Genomic DNA, 19,878 nt, shown 5'->3' on the forward strand with positions numbered 1-19,878 from the left:
GACGACGTACACGCAGGAGATGGCGGATGCGATCTGCTCGAGGCTTCGGACTGGAGAGCCGATGGCGTCGATCTGCAGGGACGAGAGCATGCCTGCAGTGCGAACGGTTGGCGACTGGAAAGACGCGAACCCGGCATTTGCCGCCAGCATCGCACGCGCGCGCGAGGAAGGATTCGATGCGCTGGCCGCCGAATGCCTCGAGATCGCCAACACGCCGCTCGAGGGCATTGAATCGACCACCAAGCCGAACGGTGATGTCGAGGAGAAGCGCGGCGACATGCTCGGCCATCGAAAGCTGCAGATCGAGACGCGCCTGAAGCTGCTGGCCAAGTGGGACCCGAAGCGGTACGGCGACAAGATGCAGATTGCTGGTGACCCTGATGCGCCGCTCGAGACCCGCACGACGCTGAACGTTGCCGGCCTGTCCACCGATGCACTGGCCGAAATCATGGCCGCTCGAGATGCAGCTAAGCCACGATGAACTGCTCGAGGTAGAGCGGGAGCTGTGCAAGCGCTCCCTTGCCCAGTTCGCGCGCCGGGCTTGGCATGTGCTCGAGCCCGCGGCCGAACTCAAATGGGGCTGGGCGCTTGACGCGATTTGCCTGCACCTGGAGGCCGTGACGGATGGGCGTATCACGCGCCTACTGATGAACGTTCCTCCCGGCTCCATGAAGTCGCTGCTGACCGGCGTCATCTGGCCAGCGTGGGAGTGGGGGCCTCGAGGGATGCCCGAGATGCGGTTCGTCGGGACTGCCCACGAAGAGCAGCTGGCGATCCGGGACAGTCGCAAGTGCCGCGACCTGATCAAGTCGGAGTGGTTCCAGGGGCTATGGCCGACTGAACTGATGCGCGACCTGGACGGGAAGAAGGAGTTCGGCAACTCGAAGAAGGGTGTGCGCCAGGCTCGAGCATTCAGCAGCATGACCGGCGTTCGCGGGGATCGCGTCATCTTGGACGACCCGATCAGCGCCGACAACGCCAACTCTGAAGCCGAGCTTGAGGCCGCGCGCATCGCCTTTACGGAAACCCTCCCGACGCGCGTGAACAACGAGAAGAGCGCCATCGTGGTGGTGATGCAGCGCCTGAGCGAGAAGGACACGAGCGGCGTCATCCTGAAGATGGGGTTGCCATACGTGCATCTGTGCATCCCAATGCGCTTCGAGCCGGAGCGGCGCTGCACCACATCCATCGGATGGACGGACCCGCGCACGGAAGAGGGCGAACTGATGTTTCCCGAGCGGTTCGGCGAGCAGCAGGTGACAGAGCTGGAGACCACGCTCGGCAGCTACGGCACGGCTGGCCAGCTACAGCAGCGGCCGGCGCCTCGAGGTGGCGGCATCCTCAAAGAGCAGTGGTACAGGTACTGGACAACGCTGCCGGCGCTTGAGTTTCGGACGATCCACATCGACACGGCACAGAAGACCGGCCAGGAGAACGATTACTCCGTTCTGCAGTGCTGGGGGCGTTCAATCGTGGGCCAGGCCGTCCTCATCGACCAGCTGCGCGGCAAGTGGGAGGCGCCGGAGCTTCTGACCCAAACCCGGGCCTTCTGGTTCAAGCACAGGGAGGCACACAGGTCGCAGCTGCGTGCTCTGATGATCGAGGACAAGGTTTCAGGCACGGGGTTGATTCAGACGCTGCGCCGCGAAAGCCTGCCGGTGATCCCCGTTCAGCGCAACAAGGACAAGATCTCTCGAGCACACGACATCGCGCCATTCGTGGAGGCTGGCAATGTGCTGCTACCGCAGGATGCGCCGTGGCTGTCCGAGTTCCTCGCCGAGTCATCGTCCTTCCCGGGCGGAGCGCACGACGACCAGCTCGATCCGATGTTCGATGCGCTGGTGACGGTGCAAAAAGCGCCGGCAACGCAGCAGGCTTCCGTCTCCGTCATCCCCACCCGCAACCCCATGGCAGGCCGTCCAGGCAGGCGTTGATTGGAGAAATCGCCACGGACTCATAGAATCTATCTATCACGCGCGCGTGCGCGATAGGGATTACATATGAGCCAGCGCCAGACCGCACAACTCCGGCAGATCCACGCAGAGGCGATGCTGGAGTTCGACCAGATCCAGGCTGCGGTGTGGCCGGGGCGCATGGAGGCGCTGGACGACCGGCGTTTCTACTCGATCAGCGGCGCTCAGTGGGAAGGCCAGTGGGGCGAGCAGTTCGAGAACAAGCCTCAGTTGGAGATGAACAAGGTTCACCTGGCCGTCATCCGCATCTTCAACGAGTACCGGGCCAACCGCATCACGGTGGACTTCCTGCCCAAGGACGGCGAGACCGGCGAGGACGTGGCCGAGGTCTGCAATGGGCTGTACCGGGCCGACGAACAGGACAGCACGGCGGATGAAGCCTACGACAACGCCTTCGAGGAATCTGTCGGTGGTGGCATGGGTGCCTGGCGCCTGCGGGCCTGCTACGAGAACGAGGAAGACGAGGAAGACACACGCCAGCGGGTGAAGATCGAGCCGATCTTCGACGCTGACAGCACGGTGTTCTTCGACCTGGATGCGAAGCGCCAGGACAAGGCCGATGCGAAGCGCTGCTACGTGCTCACGTCCATGACGCCAGAGGCCTACAAAGACGAATACGGCGAGCTTGACGCCGACTGGCCCAAGGACATCCAGCGCCCCGAATTCAACTGGTTCAGCGCGGATGTGGTCTACGTCTGCGAGCACTACCGCATTGAGGAAAAGGCCGAGGTCATCAACTTCTTCCGTGGCCTGGTGGACGACGAGCCCGACATGCGCGTCCCGCAGTCCGAGTTGGACGAAGACCCCGAGAAGATGCCAGAGCTGCAGGCCCGCGGCTTCCGCCTGGTGCGGACCAAGCGCATCAAGGTCAAGCGGGTGCACAAGTACATCCTGTCCGGCTCCAAGGTGCTCAGAGACGAGGGGATCATCGCCGGCAAGTGCATCCCGATCATCGTCACATACGGCAAGCGCTGGGTGATCGACAACATCGAACGCTTCATGGGACATGTGCGGCTGGCCAAGGATGCTCAGCGGCTGATCAACATGCAGGTGTCCACGCTGGCCGAGATGGCAGCGCTGTCGCCGCGAGAGAAGCCCATCTTCACGCCCGAGCAGATGAAGGACCACGAAAACCAGTGGGCCGACGATGCCGTTAAGAACTTCCCGTATCTGCTGGTCAACGCCATGCGCGACCAGGACGGCAACCCGATGCCAGCTGCTGCGCTGGGCTACACCAAGCCACCCATGGTCTCGCCAGCTGCTGCCGCGCTGTTCCAGGTGGCAGAGCAGGGCCTAGGCGACCTGCTGGGCAACCAGCAGGCCGGCGAAGAGATCGAGGGCAACCGCTCGGGCAAGGCGGTGGAGCTGATCCAGCAGCGCCTGGACATGCAGGTCTTCATCTACATGAGCAACCTTGCCAAGGCCATGAAGCGGTCGGGTGAAGTCTGGCTGTCCATGCAGAAGGACATCCTGATCGAGGAAAACCGCAAGATGAAGACGCTCGATCCGCAGGGCGGCGTCGGGTCGGTCGTCGTGAACCAGCCCGCCTACGACAAGGAAAAGGCGCTGGAGTACGTCAAGAACGACGTGAGCGATGCCGCACTGGATGTGGCTGTCGATGTTGGCCCATCGTCCACTTCTCGGCGCTCCGCGACGGTCAAGGCCCTGACCGGGATCATGGCCATCACGCAAGACCCCGAGACGCTCGGAGTCCTGAACAGCCTCACCCTCATGAACATCGAAGGCGAAGGGTTGAGTGATGTTCGCGACTGGGCGCGTGGCCGACTCGTCAAGGGTGGCGTCATCAAGCCCACCGAGGAAGAAGCGCAGGAAATGGCGCAAGCCGCCGCAAATGCGCAGCCGGATCCTCAAGCGCAGTACCTGCAAGCTGCTGCAGCGCAGGCCGAAGCGGACGCGGCCAAGAAGCGCGCAGACACCGTGCAATCCATCGCCAGCGCGAACCTCAAGGACGCCCAACGCCAAGAGACCCTGGCCAGCATCGGCATGCAAGAGCAAAACACCCGCATCGCCACCGTGCAGGCTCTGCAATCGGTCATGCAACCGCCCACGCCGGCTAAAAATTCTCAATAGACTATTCAAATCACCGTTGCGTAGTCGATAGAGAATAACTATCATTGGCCCACGGCGCCCACCAGCCGTTCCTTGGTGAGTCCAACAGGGTCGTGAATGTCCAACCAGGCAGAAGAAATCGAGGAAGTCGAGGACCAAGCGGAAGAGCAGGTCGAGGAATCAGAAGTCGAGCAGGAGGAGGTCGAACAGACCGAGACCGAGGAGACGGAAGAGCCCGAAGCCAGCGAGTCCGATGAGGTCGTCGTCTCCATCGGGGATGAGTCGCCGTCATCCGAGGACGAAGAAAGTGCACCGGCTCCCGAGTGGGTGAAGAACCTGCGCAAGGAACGTCGGGAATTGCTCAAGCGCGTGCGCGAGTACGAGGCGAAGGAACAGCAGCAGACCAAGGCGGTGCAAGCCGTGCAGGTCGGCCCGAAACCCACCCTCGAAGGCGCGGATTACGACGCGGAGAAGTTCGAAGCGCAGCTCACTGCATGGCATGACCGCAAGCGTGCGGCTGACGAGCAGGAGCGCAAGCAGCGTGATGCAGCAGAGGCCGATCAAAAGGCCTGGAATGCCAAGTTGGAGAACTACAGCCGGCAGAAGGCCGCGCTCAAGGTCTCCGACTACGAGGACACCGAGGCGCAAGCCCTGGAATTCCTCACTGGCAATCAGCCGCAGATCCTCGTTGCTGGTGCCGACAACGCCGCGAGCCTGATCTACGCGCTCGGCAAGAACCCGGCAATTGCCAAACAACTGTCTTCTATCACTGACCCGGTGAAGTTTGCTTTCGAGGCCGGAAAACTGGAGTCCAAAGTGTCCATTACTACCAAGCCCCGCAAAGCAGCCCCCATGCCGGAATCCAAGGTCAGCGGCTCAGGCCGTCTGCCCTTGTCCGGTGACAAGAAACTGGCCGAGCTGGAAGCCCGGGCCGACAAGACAGGCGACCGCACCGAGCTGGTCAACTACCGTCGTGCCCAAAAGCTGAAACGCGTGGCCTGATCACCAAGGAATCAGGAAATGGCAAACACTTTTTCGCGCGAAGAGCGCGTCATGTTCGATGAAGTGCTGGAGGGCTTCGAAGACGGCCTCGTCATCTCGAAGGCAGCAACCAAGTACGAACCCCTGTCGCCCCTGGAGATGAACCGGGTTGGCGACAAGTTCTGGATCCCCGCTCCTGACATCGCCGTGAGCTACGACGGCTTCGACCAGACCGCCAACTTTGGCGACATGACCGAGATGTCTGTCCCGGTGTCCATCGGCTTCCACAAGTCCACGCCCGTCAAGATGACGGCCAAGGACCTGCGCAGCGCGACGACCCTCAAGCGCAAGGGCGACGCCGCCAAGCAGAAGCTGGCCAGCGACATCAACCTCGCGCTGTTCAACACCGTGGCTCTGCAGGGCTCGCAGGTCATCAAGCGCACCGTCGCCCCCACGGGCTTCGATGACGTGGCCCTCGCCGACGCGCAGCTGACCGAGCAAGGCATCGGCCTGGCCAACCGCGTGATGTTCCTGGCCCCGCGCGTCTACAACTCGATGGCCGGCAACCTGGCCAAGCCGCAGACCTCTGGCCTGCGCGAGACCATGACCGCCTACCAGCGTGCCCGCGTGAGCGACGACATCGCCGGCTTCGAGGTGTTCAAGAACGACCAATCGCTGCGCCTGGCTGCTGCCGGTGGCGGTGCAACCACGGTCAACGGCGCGAACCAGTACTGGGTGCCGAAGTCCACGAGCACGGCCGCTACGGGCGAGACCGAGAACGTGGACAACCGCTACTCGATCCTGAACGTGACCGCCACGACCTACGCCGCGATCAAGGCCGGTGACGCCTTCACGATCCCTGGCGTGAACTCGGTGCACATGATCACCAAGCAGGACACCGGCCAGCTGCAGACATTCCGCGTCATCGGCAAGCCGTCTGCCGGCGCGATCCTGGTCGCCCCAGCGATCATCTCCGGCCAAGGCGGCACCCGCCCCGAGCTGGAATTCAAGAACGTGACGGCCACGCCCGCCAACGGCGCCACGCTGACCTGGCTGAACACCGCCACGGCCGAACTGAACCCCTTCTTCAAGCGGGAAACGCTCCTGCTGCTGCCGGGCTCGTTCCAGGTGGACCCGGAAGACGGCTGGCAGGTCATGCGCGGCACCACGGAGAACGGTCTGAAGATCACCTACACCCGCCAGGGTGAGATCAACGACCTGACCGTCAAGGCTCGTTGGGACATCGACTTCGGCACCTCTCTGCTGAACCCGCAGATGGCCGGCGTCGAGCTGTTCAACCAGACCTAAGCGTCTGGTCCTTCACGCACACGCTTGCGTCCAGCGTGACGCGCCCCGGCATGGTGCTGGGGCGCTTCTCTCAACCTAGCTGGAGTGAACCATGAGCAAGAAGCCCGAAGCCCAAGCCCCCGAACTGTCGGACGCCGAAAAGCGCGAGGCGGAGAAGGAAGGCCTGAAGCAAGCCTACGCCGAAAGCGCAGCTACCAACTTCCGCACACAGTCGGAGACGGTGGGCGAGCCGCAAGCCGACCGCTGGCCCGACCGCCACGAAATCATGCAGTGGAGCCACCTGGTGGACCTCGGCCTGGATGCGTTCAAGGACGCCATCAAGCCCGACGCCGAACCGCTGGTGCCCGAGGGCAAGGTTGCCGGCCTGATGGAGCTGGAGCGCAGCGGCAAGAACCGCACGGAGTACGTCAAGGCACTGTGCGACCGCCTGGGCGTGTCCTCGCCGCTGGAAGTGACCAGCGCAGGGCCCGGCCATACCAACGATGTGACTGCGGTCAACCCGATCAAGCGGGGCTGACCCGAAAAGCAACGAGACGCGGCGGCCCACAAGCCGCCGCTCTCACAAAGGGGGAACGATGGACAACGCAACGATGCTCTACCGGCCTGGCAGCATGGACATGCTGCACGGTTTCATGGTGGACTGGCAGATCGTGGATGGGCACGAGGTGGAAGCCGCGCTGGCTGATGGCTGGTTCCTCACGCCCACCGAGGCGGCCGAGTCGCTGAAGGTCGTTCCTCCTGTGACCGAGGTGCCCGCCGATGACGCGCCCGTCACGCGAGTAGAGCTGGAGACGAAGGCCAAAGAGCTGGGCATGAAGTTCGACGGCCGCACGACCGACAAGAAGCTCGGCGAGCTGATCGCGGCAAAGCTGGCAGGCTGACATGCTCAAGATGCGCGTGTACCCGGAGGCATGGAGGGGCAAGAAACACCTCTATGTCGATGTGCGCGTGTTCCGCGACCGAAAGGCCATGCACCGTGACATCAAGTCCGGCCACTTTGGCCCGGCCAACAACTGCCACGGCCAATGCTCGGGCATTGCTCACTACGACAAGCGCGGCAAGTTGACTGGCAAGTTCGCCATCATGTGGCTGAACGCTGAGGATCTGCGCGCCAAGCCTGCGGAAATCGTCGCGCATGAGTCCATCCATGCAGCCATGCGGCACATGAAGAACAAGAGCGTGGATCTATCCGACATGGCTGGCGAAGAAGCTTTGTGCTACTGCGCCGGCAGCATGACGCAGCAGATCAACGACCGGCTCTATCGGGCGAAGGTGTTCGCATGAGCTGGACCAAGCGCGCGCTCGTCTCCGAGGCTTTCTCAGAGCTTGGGCTTGCGGGCTACGAGTTCGACCTGTCGCCTGAAGAGCAGATCGGCGCACTTCGTCGCTTGGACTCCATGGTCGCGGCATGGGAGGAGGACGGCATTCGCCTGGGCTACCTGCTGCCCACTTCGCCCGAGGACTCCGACCCCGACGACGACAGCGGCATCCCCGACACCGCGGCCGAGACCGTCTACCTGCAGCTTGCGATCCGCATCGGCCCGAGCTTTGGCAAAGCGCTGAACGCGACCACGCGCAAGGTTGCAACGGATGGCTATGCCCGCCTGCTGCGCCGCGCATCCGTCGTCCCGCAAATGTCCCGCCCGCGTGTTCTCGCAGGCGCCGGAAACAGGGGCCGCGCCCATGGCCGCGTCTTCCTGCCACAAGAAATCAAGCGACCGCCTGGCTTTGATCAGGACGGCAACCACAACTTCCCGGAGTGAGCATGGACACGATCTATCGACTCAATCAAGGTGTGCCCAGCGCATCGGCGCAAATCCCGTACTACGACCCGCAGAACGGGCAGGGCAGGCGCGCGCCCATCAGCGCCATTGCCGAGACCGTGGGGCAGATGCTCACGACGCCAGGCGCTGTGCCCGGGGCAAGCCTGGTGATCACGTCCGATGGCCTGCCGGACAACGCAACAGGGGCCGATGGCTGGATGGCGGTGGACCCAATGACGGGTGCCATCTACGCTCGCGCCAACGGCGTCTGGGCACTCAAGTACAGCGGCACCACCTCGCCCCCGCTGGAGGTGTCCGGCACTCCCGTGCTCAACGCCGAGGTGGGCGTCCCGTACCCTGGATTCGTCATCCAGGCCAGCGGCGGCAAGGCTCCGTACACCTACTCTGACCCAGCCGGCTCCCTCCCTGGCGGCCTGACGATCCATCCCACCGTGGGGCTGGTCTACGGCACGCCGACTGTGGGCGGTGAGACGGGCCTGATCGTGCTGATCGCCACGGACGCCACCGGAAAATCCGTGCTGTTCGCCCCCTTCCGCATGGAGATCGAGCCACAGGGCGCGCCTCTGGAAATCTCCGGCACACCCTTGACCAGCGCAACGGTTGGCGTTCCCTACGCCTTCGATGTGACCGTGATCGGCGGCGACCAGCCCTACACGCGCAGCATCACCGGTCAGCCCTCCGGGATGGTCTTCACGGTCTCGGGTGTTTCCTGGCCGAACCCCATCGAAGGCGCGTATTCCGGCATCACGGTGAGCGTCATCGATGCACTGGGCGCAGTCGTGAGCCTGCCCCCCTTCACTCTCACGGTTTCTGCTGCTGCCGGCGTGCTGATGCTCGACGGCGGGACGCTGGAGCTGGACGGTTCCCCCTTGTATCTGGAGGCCTGACATGGCACTGACTCGAAACGGCGTTCCTCTCACCTCGGCCGAGCAGGCCACGCTGCGCGCCGGCATTGGCGGCAGCGTTTCGCAAATCCCCTACAGCACCGTGATTCCCCTGGACGGGGACAAGGTGATGCCACGGCAGACCATCGCCGGGGCGGTATCTCTGACCATTGGGACGCGGATGGCGGGCGGCCGATGCCGCCTGTACTTCCTGAGCAACGGCAGCAACATCCCAAGCATCGCCGGGGCGACCGAGTGGGCCGATTCCTTTGGCTACAACAACGGCGGCTCGAATCTGCTGAACTGCCTGGACGCGTGGTGCGACGACGGCACGAACGTCTACTACGCCTGGAGCGAGCCGCTGGTAAACAACCCAGTCGTGACGCCGGTGGCCCCGTCGTGGAGCAGCGCTCCTGCCGTCACTTCCGCAACGGTTGGGTCGCCGGTTACGTTCACGAGCGGTGCGGTCAGTGGCACGCCGACGCCCACCAAGACGTTCCGCACCACGCTGGACGGATCGCCGATTGGCACCGCTAACACGGCTTACACGCCTGTGTCTGGCGACGTGGGCAAAGCGCTTCGCATCATCGAAACCGCCACCAACACCGCCGGAACGGTAGACAGCTCGCCCAGCTCCCCATTCACGGTCGTGGCATCGGGTGGGCTGCAGGCCCAGACCACGGACTACATGAACCGCGTGGCGGCGAATGGCGGCACGGTGTCCAATGCAGAGCGCGATGCAGTTGACGCGTTCTTCGTGTCGGCCAACGCTGCGGGCTACCTGTCGGCGTGGGCGCCACGGTTGGCTGTGCCTATGGGTGATGCGCTGGCCCGCGTGGTGCCTCTGCTGGTAGGTGGCGGCGCGACGTTGGACATCATCGCTGGCGGCGTGACATATGGCGCTGCAACTGGATGGGTCACGGACGGGACCGGGTACATTCGCACCGGGTACACCCCTTCTGGGCAGACGCCCAGCTTGGGCGCGTACCTGCGCACCGCACAAACCGCAAATACAACGCTGCGCACCATTATTGGATGCCGCAGTTCTGACAACGCTCAGTCGTACCGCATCAACGGGAACCTCGACGCCAGTGGGACGCCAACGGCAGGATCAATCCAGGGTGTGATGGGTGCAGCCGTGAACACGCCTCATGTGTCGGCTACCGGTGGCCTCGTCGCAGGGCTGTGGCATGTCGCGCGCCTGAGTGCGAACTCGCTGGTGCTGGCGAAGAACGGCGTTCAGCTGGCAAACGGCACCACCACGGCCGTCACGGTTGCATCTCCTGCGCAAGAACTCTACGTGCTCGGTGGCAATGCGGCAGGCACCCTAGGCGGGGCGCTGGAGGCTGGATCCTCTGTCGGCGGCTACTTCGCAGGCGCCACTTTGTCCACGGCAACCAGCCTCACCTTCTACAACCATTTCCAAGCGCTCATGACGGCCCTGGGCCGGAACGTATGAGACGCATCGACTATCCACGGGCGCCCGTCACGTCTGCGGCCATGGTCATCCACGGCCATGGCAACAGCATCATGGCCGGCGCCAGCGCGTCCGACACAAGCATGTGGTGGATGGCTCAAATGGCAACGATGGATCCGCTTGCCGGCAAGGGAATCACGATCAATAACCGCGGCGTGGGCGGCCAGTCCATCGCAACCGAGCGGGCTGGCTATGAGGGCCTGATGATGTCGGTGACGGCCCCATCAGCTATTGATGCGAACCTCGTCGCTGGCAAGATCAACGTGCTGATCTGCTCTGAGTTTGTCAACGAGCTTGCAGCCAATGGGTACAACGGAGCGGCGGCCCATGCGAGTTGGAAAACCTACTGCTTAGCTCGCAAGGCCGCAGCGGCGTCTGCAGGGCGTACGTTGCGCATCATCACCTGCACCACGCAGCCTTTCGGCTCGGTCTCGGCGCCGCAGGCCACTGTCGACTCGCGCATGGCGCAATTGATCATCGCCAACAACCTGATGCGCCAAAGCTACCGCGAGTATGCCGATGTGCTTTGTGACATCGCGGCGCATGGCGCATTCGGCGCGATGTACGGCGCCAACGTCTGGACGCAGGCCGCTTTTGTCGCGGCCGGCGTTTACGCTCCTAGCAACGGCTCCAGCATCGACTATCTACACCCTGGCAATTCCGGGCACACGATCATTGCGCGCTGCGCCGCTCGGGCTATCACTCGCGTGCGGCGCTGAGGGAGACAGATGCAGCCCTTCCAACCCCTCTACGGCAGCAACCAGGTGGTGACCTCGGCCGCGGTGTCGGCAGTGGTCGGCATTCCTTCGGGCCGCGGCGCCGACTGCCTGCGTGTCGTCAACACCGGCACTGGCTTGGTCCACGTCCGCACGTTCAGCAGCAAAGACTCTGGCGCGAACGGCGTGGCGTCGGCTGCTGACTTCCCCATCCCTCCAGGCGTGGCAAGCACCATCTACGCCGGCCAGCACGACCGGCTTGCGCACATCTCTGCGGCGGGGACCACGCTGCAGATCATCGCAGGGCAGGGGTTCTAGATGGACATCGGGTTTTTGCCGCCATACACCGGCCCGGTGATCTTGCCCGGGACCTACACGGTTGACACGCTGCCCACCGCGAGCACTGACAACTTGGGCTCATACGCCCGCGTGTCCGACCTGTTTGGCTCGAAAACCGACCTACTGCTGTGCTCGATGGCAGGCGGCTCCTACTTTTGGCAACCCGTGCGCCCATTCTGGCCAGGCTCCATGTCGGCGAACCAGAATGCCACGCTCCTGCCTCTGAAGACGCCAAGCATCATCCGATTGGACAACACGCTGACGGCGAACCGCACGCTGACCCTGAGCCCTGCGCTCGCCTGGCCAGGCTGCCAGTTCGAGATCCAGATGACCGGCACGCTGAATTTGTTCTCGCTCACCATCGCAGGCCTTGCGCTTGGCGCAACTCTGTCCATCTTGCTCGGCGGCACACGCCGGGTGTACTTCGACGGGAGCGCCTACCAGGCGTTTGGCTGATGCAGATCCCGATCATCAACGGCATCTACACCGACGAGTCGCCAGACTTCCGGTCCAGCTACCCGCGCAACATGGTCCCGGTGCCGAAGCCCCAGGGGATCAGTAAGGGTTACCTGCGCCCTGGTGATGGGATCAAGCTGTTCGGAACCGGCCCGGGCCCAACGCGCGGCGTCATGGTCTGGGATGGCGTGCAGTACCGGGTGATGGGCACGAAGCTGTGCCGTGTCGAGCGTGACGGCGCAGTCACGGTGCTGGGTGACGTTGGCGGGACTGGCCCCGTCACGATGGATTATTCCTTCGACGTGCTCGGCATCGCCTCAGACGGTAAGCTGCACTACTGGGACGGTTCGGAACTGACGCGAGTCACGGACCCCGACATCGGGACCGTGAACGATGTGGTCTGGGTCGATGGCTATTGGATGGCGACCGATGGTGTCACGCTGGCGGTCACCGAGTTGAACGACAGGTATGCAGTCAACCCGCTGAAATACGGCAGTTCCGAAGCAGACCCCGACCCGGTGCTGCCGCTGCTCAAGCTGCGCGGTGAGATCTACGCACTCAACCGCTACACCACCGAAGTGTTCAGCAACGTGGGCGGGGACAACTTCCCATTCCAGCGCATCGACGGCGCCCAGGTGCCCCGCGGTGCCATTGGTACGCATGCCGCGTGTCTGTTCGCCGAGACCATCGCGTTCCTGGGTTCTGGGAAGGGTGAGGCTCCTTCCCTTTACCTGATCAACAGCGGTTCGACCGTCCAGATCGCCACCGCCGAGACGGACCGAATCCTGCAGGGCTACACCGAAGAGCAGCTGTCCCAAGTCGTTCTGGAGGCGCGCGTCGATCGGTCGCACAAACTGCTGCTGATCCATCTCCCGGATCAGACGCTGGTCTACGACGCCGCCGCATCCGTGGTGGTCGGCGAGCCGGTCTGGTTCACTCTGACGACAAGTGTGGTTGGCCTTGGCGTCTACCAAGCGCGCGACATCTGCTGGTCCTACGACCAATGGATGGTGGGCGACCCCACAAGCGGACGGATCGGTGTTCTGACGCAAGATGTGTCCACGCACTACGGCGCCGTGATCGGGTGGGAGTTCGGCACGCAGATGCTCTACAACGAGGGGCGCGGCGGGATCATCAACGAATTGGAACTCGTGGTGCTTCCTGGGCGCGTTCCTCTTGGCGCCGATCCGGTCATCTGGACCAGCTATTCCCTTGACGGTCAGACTTGGAGCGAGGAGCGGCCGACTGCTGCAGGAAAGCAGGGCGAGCGGAACAAGCGCATCGCGTGGCGCCGACAGGGCAAGTTCCGCAACTACCGCATGCAGAAGTTCCGCGGCACCAGCGACGCGCACTTGTCCGTTGCTCGGCTTGAGGCGCAAATCGAGGCGCTGGCCTGATGGCAACAATGCGCAGCACGGGGGCAATCCCTGCCGACCTGATCGCCACACTGACGAAGCTGCCCAGGCTTCAGACCCAACTGCGCGACCTGTCGCAGGATGTCGCCATCGGCATCCCCGAGGCGGTCGCTGAAGCGTTGGACAAGGCGACCGACGCGCTGGAGATCGCAGAGGAAACCAAGACCCAACAGTTCCTCCTGTTGAGCGTCACACCCTCGCTGCCGAACGCGCGCGGGCTGACGGTTGGCACTGGGCTGGCAACGACCGATAGCGGGCCAGGCAACGCATTCCAACTGCGGCTGCAGGCCTTCCTGGCGGCTCTGTCTCAACTGACCGGCAATGGCATCGTCGCCAAGACCGCATCAGGCGCCGAGCTGAGGGCCATTCAAGCGGGATCGTCGCGCATCGAGGTCATGTATGGCGACGGTGCGGACGGCAACCCGTCTATCGACATTGACGAGCCAAGCCTTGATCTGGGGAGCATGGGGGGCTTGCTCGGTGTGAGCCAAGGCGGAACCGGTGTCACTGTTCTTTCCGCCTTCAGCGCGCACAACAACGCTGTGCTCCAGACCATTCCTGCCGGCGCGTTCACCAAGGTCAACTTGAGCACCGAGCTGTTCGACCTGAACGGCGACTTCGCGTCTTCCGCCTGGACGCCGCCAGCCGGCCGGCCCGTGCTGATTCAGGGCTCGGTCCTTCTGGCAATGACCGAGGCTGCTCCTGTGGATGTGGCGATCTATAAGAACGGTGTGATCTTCAAGGCAGGTGGCAATGCGGAGCGGGCCTCTGCCAGCAGCGTGCGTGTCGCCGTGAGCTGCATGGATGTCCCGGACGGGGATGATGTCTACGACCTGCGCGTCTATCACGGTGCGTCCGGGGCACAGGGCACTTCGGGTGCGCCGGCAAACACATGGATGTCGGGGTCGATGCTATAGCCCGTGCGTATGGCGTTGCGCCGCTCGATACCTGCGCCATATAATCCGCCCCAGTCGCGCATGCGCGATTAGCTGAGATCTTCAACGAGCCGCCAGCAGCTCACAGAACCCCGACAGGGAGATGTGACTGACATGCGGAACTTCATGCGGATCGCCACAGGTGTCAACGTGACACCGCTCATGCTGGCGATTGCCCGACGCCCCGAGCTTTGGACTGAAGACACGTTCCTGCGGCACTACCCGCAAGGTCCGTTCGGCATGGTTGATTCGATCATGCTCCGCTTCCCCGAGAAGGTCGTGTTCGAGGGTGACGACCAGGCCGAGCAGGAGCGCAAGGTTGCCCTGTACAAGGCCAATCAACTTCCGGGCCACGACCAGCACGAGTCCACCGACTATCCGGCCTACGCGAAGCTTCCCGAGGCCCGCGAAATCGTCATGAACGTGTTTGCCGCGGTGCGCGGTGAGCGCCTGGGCCGCGTGATGATCAACCGTATTGCCCCTGGCGGCGTGATCTATCCGCACGAGGACACGCCTGAGCACTGCCGGTACTACTCGCGTTTTCACGTCGTGCTGCAGAGCGCGCCCGGCGTGAAGTTCCGCAGCGAAAAGGAAGAAGCGTATTGGGAGACCGGCGCCGTCTTCTGGTTCAACAACGCGCTCGAACACGAGATCGTCAACAACTCCGATGTGGACCGCATCCACCTGGTGATGGACGCGAGGTGCAGTCAATGACTGCCGTCTACGCCGTCGAACGCTGGAAGGACATCCGCCCGGAAATGTTGCCGTTGCTGGTGCGGCACTGGCGCGAGATCGCGCTGAACCACGCCGATGTTCCCTTGGACATCGATGAGGCGAAGTACGCCCAACTGGACGATGCCGGCGCGCTGCACATCGTGACCGCGCGCAACGACGGCGCCTTGATTGGCTACCACGTCGCCATCGTCTCCGGCCATCTGCACTACGCATCGACCCTGCACGGCATCACGGACGTTTACTGGATCGCCCCCGAGTACCGGCAAGGCTTCACCGGCATTCGCCTGTTCCAGCGGGTCGAGAAAGAGATGCGCGCGCTCGGCGTGAAGAAGCTGTTCACGGGCACCAAGGTGCATCTGGACATGAGCAAGCTTTTCGAGCGCTTGGGCTACCGCCGTGTGGAGTACCTGTACGCCAAGATCTTGAAGGAGGACGCCCATGCGCAAGAGTGACACTCGGCGATGGTCGGAAGACGGGCTGCAAGCACGAGCCTTGACTGTCGCTGCCGCCGTGGTGGGGGCTGGTGTGATCGGTGGTGTCGCCTCCTCCAGCGCCGCCAGCAAAGCAGCCAAGTCGCAGAACAAGGCGGCCGACGCCAGCATCGCGATGCAGGAGCGGCAGCTTGAGGCGACGCGCGAGCTTCTGTCCCCGTTTGTGCAGGCCGGCGCCGGCACTGCCGCAAGCCCAGGTGGCCAGTTCGACGCGCAGGCATATCTGGCGCAGAACCCCGACGTTGCGGCCGATCCGTACTACAGCCAAAACCCGCAGGAGCACTACAACCGGTTCGGCAAGGCGGAGGGCCGGCAGATGCCGCTGACGGCTGCAACGGCAGGGCAAGGCGGCTCTCTGCAGGCGCAGCAGGATCTGCTTGGACTGAATGGCAATGGCGCGCAGCAGACGTCCATCGACGCGCTGAAGACCTCTCCACTGTTCACGTCCCTCCTGCAGCAAGGCGAGAACAGCATCCTGCAGAACGCATCAGCCACGGGCGGGCTACGCGGCGGGAACACGCAGGCCGCGCTGGCGCAGTTCAGCCCTGCGCTGCTGGCTCAGGTCATCAACGACCAGTATTCCAAGCTGTCGGGCATCACAAGCCTGAGCCAAAACGCGGCGGCAGGGGTGGGGAATGCCAACCTGTCCACGGGCAACAACATCTCCAACTTGCTGGGGCAGATGGGATCGGCGAATGCCGGTGCTGCGCTCGGGCAGGGGGCGGGCATCGCCAATGCTGCGAACTCCGCTGCGGGCGGGTATGCGCTGCAATCTGCTCTGGCGAGGAGTGCAGCCCCTTCTGGCTGGAGCCTGCCGAGCAATCTCTACGGCGGCAGTGGCATCGACTTCTCGGGCACCGGCCTGCCGGCGTTCTGACATGGCTGGCCCCTTCGACTATTCCATCCAGTCCGGCAACCCGTTCCAGGCCGCCCTGCAGGGGTTCCAGATCGGCAACACGATCCAGTCCAACCAACTGGACCAGCAGGCGCAGCAGGTCAAGATCCAGCAGCAGCAGGCGGCATTGCAGGCCCAACAGCAGCAGCAAGCCCGGGTTCAGGCTCTGACGCAGAAGGGCTCGGCGGCTACTGCTGACGACTGGATGGGCGTGCTCCTGGGTGACCCCAAGAACGCCGACAGCATGGCCAAGGTCTGGTCGATGCGCAACGACGAACAGCAGCAGTCGCACGCATCGAACCTCCTGCAGTGGGGCGCCGCAATCAAGAGCGGCCGACCAGATTTGGCGGCCCAGCAGATGAAGGACCGCGCGGACCTCGTGGAGAAGTCTGGAGATGCGCGCGAAGCCCAGGCCTTGCGTGCCAATGCTGCTGCGCTTGAGCAAAACCCCCAGCTTGGCCTTGCCGTCATCCAGGCCCAGCTGTCGGCAAACCCGCGCGGCAAGGATGCTGCCGAGACGCTGGCCAAGTTCGGCAGCGAGCAGCGCTCGGCAGAGTTGCACCCAGCCGCCATGGAGAAGGCGACGGCGGACGCCAAGACCGCCACCACGGGCGCCAAGTTCGCCGAGTCCAAGGCTGTGCTGGACCTGAAGATGGGCGAGGAGCAGATCAAGAAGTGGGCCGCCGACACCGAGATCGCCAAGATGAATTCGCGCATCGCCGCGATGAACGCTGCGACCAGCCGCGCCAACAGCGACATCCAGCGGCAGGAGCTGAGCCTGAAGCTGCAGGACGCCATCAGCAAGCGCGACGACAAGCTGCGCGAGAAGGTCTCCACTGCCGAGGCCGGCGCGACCAACATCGACAACATGCTGAACACGATCCAACGTATTCAGCAGAACCCGCGCTTGAACTCGGTCATCGGCTCCATTGAGGGCCGCCTCCCCGACATGGGCAGCGACCAGAGCGCCGACGCAATCGCCCTGATCGAGACGCTTGGATCGCAGGCTTTTCTCGCTCAGATCCCCAACATCAAGGGCATGGGCGCACTGTCCAACGCCGAGGGCGAAAAGCTTCAGTCTGCGCTGCAGAACCTGTCCCGCAAGCAGTCCGAAACGCAGTTCCGCGCGAACCTCAACGAGGCAAGCCGACTGCTAATGAAGGGCCGCGAGAACATCGCGAAAAGCACAGGCGTTGACATCGGCAAGCCCGACACGCCCGCAGCACCTGGCGCCCGGCCGCCACTGTCCTCTTTCCAGCGCTGAACATGGCATTCGACATCGAAGGCGCGCGCAAGGCTGGGTACACCGATGCGGAAATCGCTTCGCATCTAGCGCAGCGTGACGGCTTCGACCTGTCCGCAGCCAAGAAAGCCGGCTACTCCGATGGCGAGGTCATCTCGCACCTTGCAGGGTCGGCTACTTCGCCGGGTTCGGCAGTAGGCCAGATCCCGACCGCTGGCGCCCCTGTCGCCCCGCCGTCTGATGGCAACTCCCGCCCGGCGCCCGATGTCGGCCTGGTGGATCGCGCCATCGGCACGGGTGAGGCCGCACTGGCCACTGCGACCGGCGCAACCGGTGGTGCCCTGGGCATGATCGGCGGCACGCTCAAGGGGCTGGCAGAGCAGATCCTGTCGGGCAACTTCGGCACCGCCGAGGCCGCAAAGCTGGTGGAGCAGTCGGCACAGTCCGGCGCCCAAGCCCTGACCTACGCGCCTCGCACGCCGTCCGGTCAATCGCAGACCCAAGCTGTTGGCGAGGTGATGCAGAACCTGATCCCGGTTGCGCCCATCTTGCCGGGCGTGGCTCCGGCCGCCGCTGGTGCGCGCAATGCTGCTCCTGCTGGGGTGGTGGCCCGTGCCGGCGCAGAGGGCCTTGGGCGGGCTGTGGCGGGCGAGGCCGGGGCTTCCGCAGTGGCATCGGGCATTGATGCAGGCTCACGCGTGGCCCAGTTGGCGGCCAGCAAAGCGACGACTCTGCCGCGCCGTGCCCTGGAGGCCATCACGCGCGACGATTCCCGGCCCACGCCTGGCACCCGTGGCAGCGTCAACGCCGCAGCAACCGACATGGCCACTCAGCGCCGTGCGACTGCCGAGACGCTGGGCTTCACGGGCGACACCGCCTTGACCCGCGGCCAGGCCACGCGCGACCCGGCGCAACTCAAGTTCGAGCGCGAGACGGCCAAGATGCCCGACGCAGGCAATCTGCTGCGCGAGCGTACGAACGCCCAGAACAACCACATCCTGACCGTCCTGGAGGGGGGCGTCGATGAGACAGGCGCCCAGGCCCCAACCTTGCGCGCGACCGGCATCGCCGTGGATAAGGCCTTGGTCGAGCAGGTGAAACGCGACAAGGCCCAGATGCGCGTGGCCTACAAGAACGCTGAAAAAGCGGGCGAGATGCGCGCCCCGGTGTCGCTGGTGTCAATGGTGGACTATCTGAACGAGGCCGCCCCTGAGGCCGCAACCGCGCCCCTTCTGACGACTGCGCGCAACCTGGCGGTGCGCCTGGGCATTGCTGAGGAGCAGGGCGGCCGGTTGGTCCCGTCTGCCGCCCGGCCTGCTGACTCGCTGATGAACCGTCCTGCTGTGTCTGGCGTCACGCTGAAGTCGGCTGAGACATTCCGCCAGGCCATCAACCGCAACACGGACATGGAGCCGACGAACATCCGGCAGGCCACCATCATCAAGGGCCTAATCGATGAGGCGACCGAGGGAGCTGGCGGCGACCTCTACCGACAAGCTCGTGCTCTGCGGCAACGGTTCGCTCAGAACTACGAGGACCGGGCCTCCATTGCGAAGCTGTTGAACACCAAGAAGGGCATGGCCGACCGCCAAGTGGCTCTGGAGGACGTGTTCAGCCATTCGATCTTGCGCGGCAGCCTCGACGACGTGCGCAACACGCGCCGCGTCCTGCATCGCAGCGGTCCCGAGGGTCAGCAGGCGTGGAAGGAATTGCAGGGCGCAACCGTGCGGCACATCCGCGACGAAGCGACGGGCAACGTGGCCACCGACGCGGCAGGCAATCGCGTCGTGTCACCGGCCAAGCTGGACAAGGCCATCCGCGAGCTGGACGCAGACGGCCGTCTCGATTTCGTGTTCGGCAAGCAAGGCGCCCAGAAGATGCGTGACATCAACGATCTGGCGCAGTACACGCTGACCGTCCCGCCCGAGGCTGGTGTGAACCTGTCGAACACGGCCGCCACGATGTTGTCCGCCTTTGCCGACGCCGGAATGGTGGGCATGAGTGGCCTGCCGGTTCCGGTCGCCTCCATCTCCCGCTTGGCCTTGAACCACATCAAGGACGCCAAGCTGCGCCGCCGCATCTCCGACGCATTGAACGACACGCAGAGCAAGCCGCCCCGCGCGCCTGGCCCTGCTCCGACCGCACCACCCGCACCACAGCCGACCCTCCACTGAGG

The 19,878-nt window shown here is 64.1% G+C and carries 21 protein-coding genes; all 21 read left to right on the forward strand.

Annotation, left to right across the window (positions count from 1 at the left end):
- Window positions 1-19: 19 nt before the first annotated feature.
- The 21 genes from ASF44_RS25515 (at window position 20) to ASF44_RS32440 (ending at window position 19,876) form a co-directional block, all read left to right on the forward strand.
- A complete protein-coding gene (locus ASF44_RS25515; RefSeq protein ID WP_369820963.1) occupies window positions 20-481 on the forward strand; it encodes a terminase in 462 nt (153 codons plus the stop codon).
- Window positions 462-1,934 (forward strand): phage terminase large subunit, encoded by a 1,473-nt coding sequence (gene terL, locus ASF44_RS25520; RefSeq protein WP_082525043.1) that lies wholly within the window; start codon window positions 462-464, stop codon window positions 1,932-1,934. The genes ASF44_RS25515 and terL overlap by 20 nt, the downstream gene beginning before the upstream one ends.
- A 66-nt stretch (window positions 1,935-2,000) precedes the next feature.
- Window positions 2,001-4,064 (forward strand): portal protein, encoded by a 2,064-nt coding sequence (locus tag ASF44_RS25525; RefSeq protein ID WP_056902088.1) that lies wholly within the window; start codon window positions 2,001-2,003, stop codon window positions 4,062-4,064.
- Between the two features lie 96 nt (window positions 4,065-4,160).
- On the forward strand, window positions 4,161-5,045 hold the full coding sequence (locus ASF44_RS25530; RefSeq protein ID WP_056902089.1) for a hypothetical protein: 885 nt from the start codon (window positions 4,161-4,163) through the stop codon (window positions 5,043-5,045).
- Window positions 5,046-5,063: 18 nt separating this feature from the next.
- Window positions 5,064-6,332, forward strand: coding sequence for a P22 phage major capsid protein family protein (locus tag ASF44_RS25535; protein WP_056902090.1), 1,269 nt, complete (start codon window positions 5,064-5,066; stop codon window positions 6,330-6,332).
- 91 nt (window positions 6,333-6,423) lie between these two features.
- Window positions 6,424-6,849 (forward strand): hypothetical protein, encoded by a 426-nt coding sequence (locus ASF44_RS25540; RefSeq protein WP_056902091.1) that lies wholly within the window; start codon window positions 6,424-6,426, stop codon window positions 6,847-6,849.
- 94 nt (window positions 6,850-6,943) lie between these two features.
- Window positions 6,944-7,213 (forward strand): hypothetical protein, encoded by a 270-nt coding sequence (locus ASF44_RS25545; RefSeq protein ID WP_235579355.1) that lies wholly within the window; start codon window positions 6,944-6,946, stop codon window positions 7,211-7,213.
- Window position 7,214: 1 nt separating this feature from the next.
- On the forward strand, window positions 7,215-7,616 hold the full coding sequence (locus ASF44_RS25550; protein WP_056902093.1) for a hypothetical protein: 402 nt from the start codon (window positions 7,215-7,217) through the stop codon (window positions 7,614-7,616).
- Window positions 7,613-8,095, forward strand: coding sequence for a packaged DNA stabilization gp4 family protein (locus ASF44_RS25555; RefSeq protein WP_056902094.1), 483 nt, complete (start codon window positions 7,613-7,615; stop codon window positions 8,093-8,095). Before ASF44_RS25550 ends, ASF44_RS25555 begins: the two co-directional genes overlap by 4 nt.
- Before the next feature lie 2 nt (window positions 8,096-8,097).
- A complete protein-coding gene (locus ASF44_RS25560; RefSeq protein WP_056902095.1) occupies window positions 8,098-9,003 on the forward strand; it encodes a putative Ig domain-containing protein in 906 nt (301 codons plus the stop codon).
- A gap of 1 nt (window position 9,004) precedes the next feature.
- Window positions 9,005-10,459, forward strand: a complete 1,455-nt coding sequence (locus ASF44_RS25565; protein WP_056902096.1) for a hypothetical protein — start codon at window positions 9,005-9,007, stop codon at window positions 10,457-10,459.
- Complete coding sequence (locus ASF44_RS25570; RefSeq protein ID WP_056902097.1) at window positions 10,456-11,196, forward strand: hypothetical protein; 741 nt, start codon at window positions 10,456-10,458, stop codon at window positions 11,194-11,196. The genes ASF44_RS25565 and ASF44_RS25570 overlap by 4 nt, the downstream gene beginning before the upstream one ends.
- A 9-nt stretch (window positions 11,197-11,205) precedes the next feature.
- On the forward strand, window positions 11,206-11,511 hold the full coding sequence (locus ASF44_RS25575; protein WP_056902098.1) for a hypothetical protein: 306 nt from the start codon (window positions 11,206-11,208) through the stop codon (window positions 11,509-11,511).
- Window positions 11,512-11,988, forward strand: coding sequence for a hypothetical protein (locus ASF44_RS25580; protein ID WP_056902099.1), 477 nt, complete (start codon window positions 11,512-11,514; stop codon window positions 11,986-11,988).
- Window positions 11,988-13,385, forward strand: coding sequence for a packaged DNA stabilization protein (locus tag ASF44_RS25585; RefSeq protein WP_056902100.1), 1,398 nt, complete (start codon window positions 11,988-11,990; stop codon window positions 13,383-13,385). Before ASF44_RS25580 ends, ASF44_RS25585 begins: the two co-directional genes overlap by 1 nt.
- The gene (locus ASF44_RS25590; protein ID WP_056902101.1) at window positions 13,385-14,320 is read left to right on the forward strand and encodes a hypothetical protein; all 936 of its coding nucleotides are present in this window, start codon (window positions 13,385-13,387) and stop codon (window positions 14,318-14,320) included. Before ASF44_RS25585 ends, ASF44_RS25590 begins: the two co-directional genes overlap by 1 nt.
- A gap of 132 nt (window positions 14,321-14,452) precedes the next feature.
- On the forward strand, window positions 14,453-15,052 hold the full coding sequence (locus tag ASF44_RS25595) for an aspartyl/asparaginyl beta-hydroxylase domain-containing protein (RefSeq protein WP_056902102.1): 600 nt from the start codon (window positions 14,453-14,455) through the stop codon (window positions 15,050-15,052).
- Window positions 15,049-15,525, forward strand: coding sequence for a GNAT family N-acetyltransferase (locus tag ASF44_RS25600; protein WP_056902103.1), 477 nt, complete (start codon window positions 15,049-15,051; stop codon window positions 15,523-15,525). The genes ASF44_RS25595 and ASF44_RS25600 overlap by 4 nt, the downstream gene beginning before the upstream one ends.
- Window positions 15,512-16,441: a hypothetical protein gene (locus tag ASF44_RS25605; RefSeq protein ID WP_156374704.1), complete on the forward strand. Its 930-nt coding sequence runs from the start codon at window positions 15,512-15,514 to the stop codon at window positions 16,439-16,441. The genes ASF44_RS25600 and ASF44_RS25605 overlap by 14 nt, the downstream gene beginning before the upstream one ends.
- Window position 16,442: 1 nt before the next feature.
- Window positions 16,443-17,723 (forward strand): hypothetical protein, encoded by a 1,281-nt coding sequence (locus tag ASF44_RS25610; protein ID WP_056902105.1) that lies wholly within the window; start codon window positions 16,443-16,445, stop codon window positions 17,721-17,723.
- 2 nt (window positions 17,724-17,725) lie between these two features.
- Window positions 17,726-19,876, forward strand: a complete 2,151-nt coding sequence (locus tag ASF44_RS32440; protein WP_162243871.1) for a hypothetical protein — start codon at window positions 17,726-17,728, stop codon at window positions 19,874-19,876.
- The last annotated feature ends 2 nt before the right edge of the window (window positions 19,877-19,878 follow it).

The organism is Pseudorhodoferax sp. Leaf274, from assembly GCF_001422445.1.
Lineage (GTDB): Bacteria > Pseudomonadota > Gammaproteobacteria > Burkholderiales > Burkholderiaceae_C > Pseudorhodoferax.

Coding starts and splice junctions, on each gene's coding strand:
- ASF44_RS25515 (WP_369820963.1), top strand. CDS start 20: ATGGCGGATGCGATCTGCTCGAGGCTTCGGACTGGAGAGCCGATGGCG.
- terL (WP_082525043.1), top strand. CDS start 462: ATGCAGCTAAGCCACGATGAACTGCTCGAGGTAGAGCGGGAGCTGTGC.
- ASF44_RS25525 (WP_056902088.1), top strand. CDS start 2,001: ATGAGCCAGCGCCAGACCGCACAACTCCGGCAGATCCACGCAGAGGCG.
- ASF44_RS25530 (WP_056902089.1), top strand. CDS start 4,161: ATGTCCAACCAGGCAGAAGAAATCGAGGAAGTCGAGGACCAAGCGGAA.
- ASF44_RS25535 (WP_056902090.1), top strand. CDS start 5,064: ATGGCAAACACTTTTTCGCGCGAAGAGCGCGTCATGTTCGATGAAGTG.
- ASF44_RS25540 (WP_056902091.1), top strand. CDS start 6,424: ATGAGCAAGAAGCCCGAAGCCCAAGCCCCCGAACTGTCGGACGCCGAA.
- ASF44_RS25545 (WP_235579355.1), top strand. CDS start 6,944: ATGGACATGCTGCACGGTTTCATGGTGGACTGGCAGATCGTGGATGGG.
- ASF44_RS25550 (WP_056902093.1), top strand. CDS start 7,215: ATGCTCAAGATGCGCGTGTACCCGGAGGCATGGAGGGGCAAGAAACAC.
- ASF44_RS25555 (WP_056902094.1), top strand. CDS start 7,613: ATGAGCTGGACCAAGCGCGCGCTCGTCTCCGAGGCTTTCTCAGAGCTT.
- ASF44_RS25560 (WP_056902095.1), top strand. CDS start 8,098: ATGGACACGATCTATCGACTCAATCAAGGTGTGCCCAGCGCATCGGCG.
- ASF44_RS25565 (WP_056902096.1), top strand. CDS start 9,005: ATGGCACTGACTCGAAACGGCGTTCCTCTCACCTCGGCCGAGCAGGCC.
- ASF44_RS25570 (WP_056902097.1), top strand. CDS start 10,456: ATGAGACGCATCGACTATCCACGGGCGCCCGTCACGTCTGCGGCCATG.
- ASF44_RS25575 (WP_056902098.1), top strand. CDS start 11,206: ATGCAGCCCTTCCAACCCCTCTACGGCAGCAACCAGGTGGTGACCTCG.
- ASF44_RS25580 (WP_056902099.1), top strand. CDS start 11,512: ATGGACATCGGGTTTTTGCCGCCATACACCGGCCCGGTGATCTTGCCC.
- ASF44_RS25585 (WP_056902100.1), top strand. CDS start 11,988: ATGCAGATCCCGATCATCAACGGCATCTACACCGACGAGTCGCCAGAC.
- ASF44_RS25590 (WP_056902101.1), top strand. CDS start 13,385: ATGGCAACAATGCGCAGCACGGGGGCAATCCCTGCCGACCTGATCGCC.
- ASF44_RS25595 (WP_056902102.1), top strand. CDS start 14,453: ATGCGGAACTTCATGCGGATCGCCACAGGTGTCAACGTGACACCGCTC.
- ASF44_RS25600 (WP_056902103.1), top strand. CDS start 15,049: ATGACTGCCGTCTACGCCGTCGAACGCTGGAAGGACATCCGCCCGGAA.
- ASF44_RS25605 (WP_156374704.1), top strand. CDS start 15,512: ATGCGCAAGAGTGACACTCGGCGATGGTCGGAAGACGGGCTGCAAGCA.
- ASF44_RS25610 (WP_056902105.1), top strand. CDS start 16,443: ATGGCTGGCCCCTTCGACTATTCCATCCAGTCCGGCAACCCGTTCCAG.
- ASF44_RS32440 (WP_162243871.1), top strand. CDS start 17,726: ATGGCATTCGACATCGAAGGCGCGCGCAAGGCTGGGTACACCGATGCG.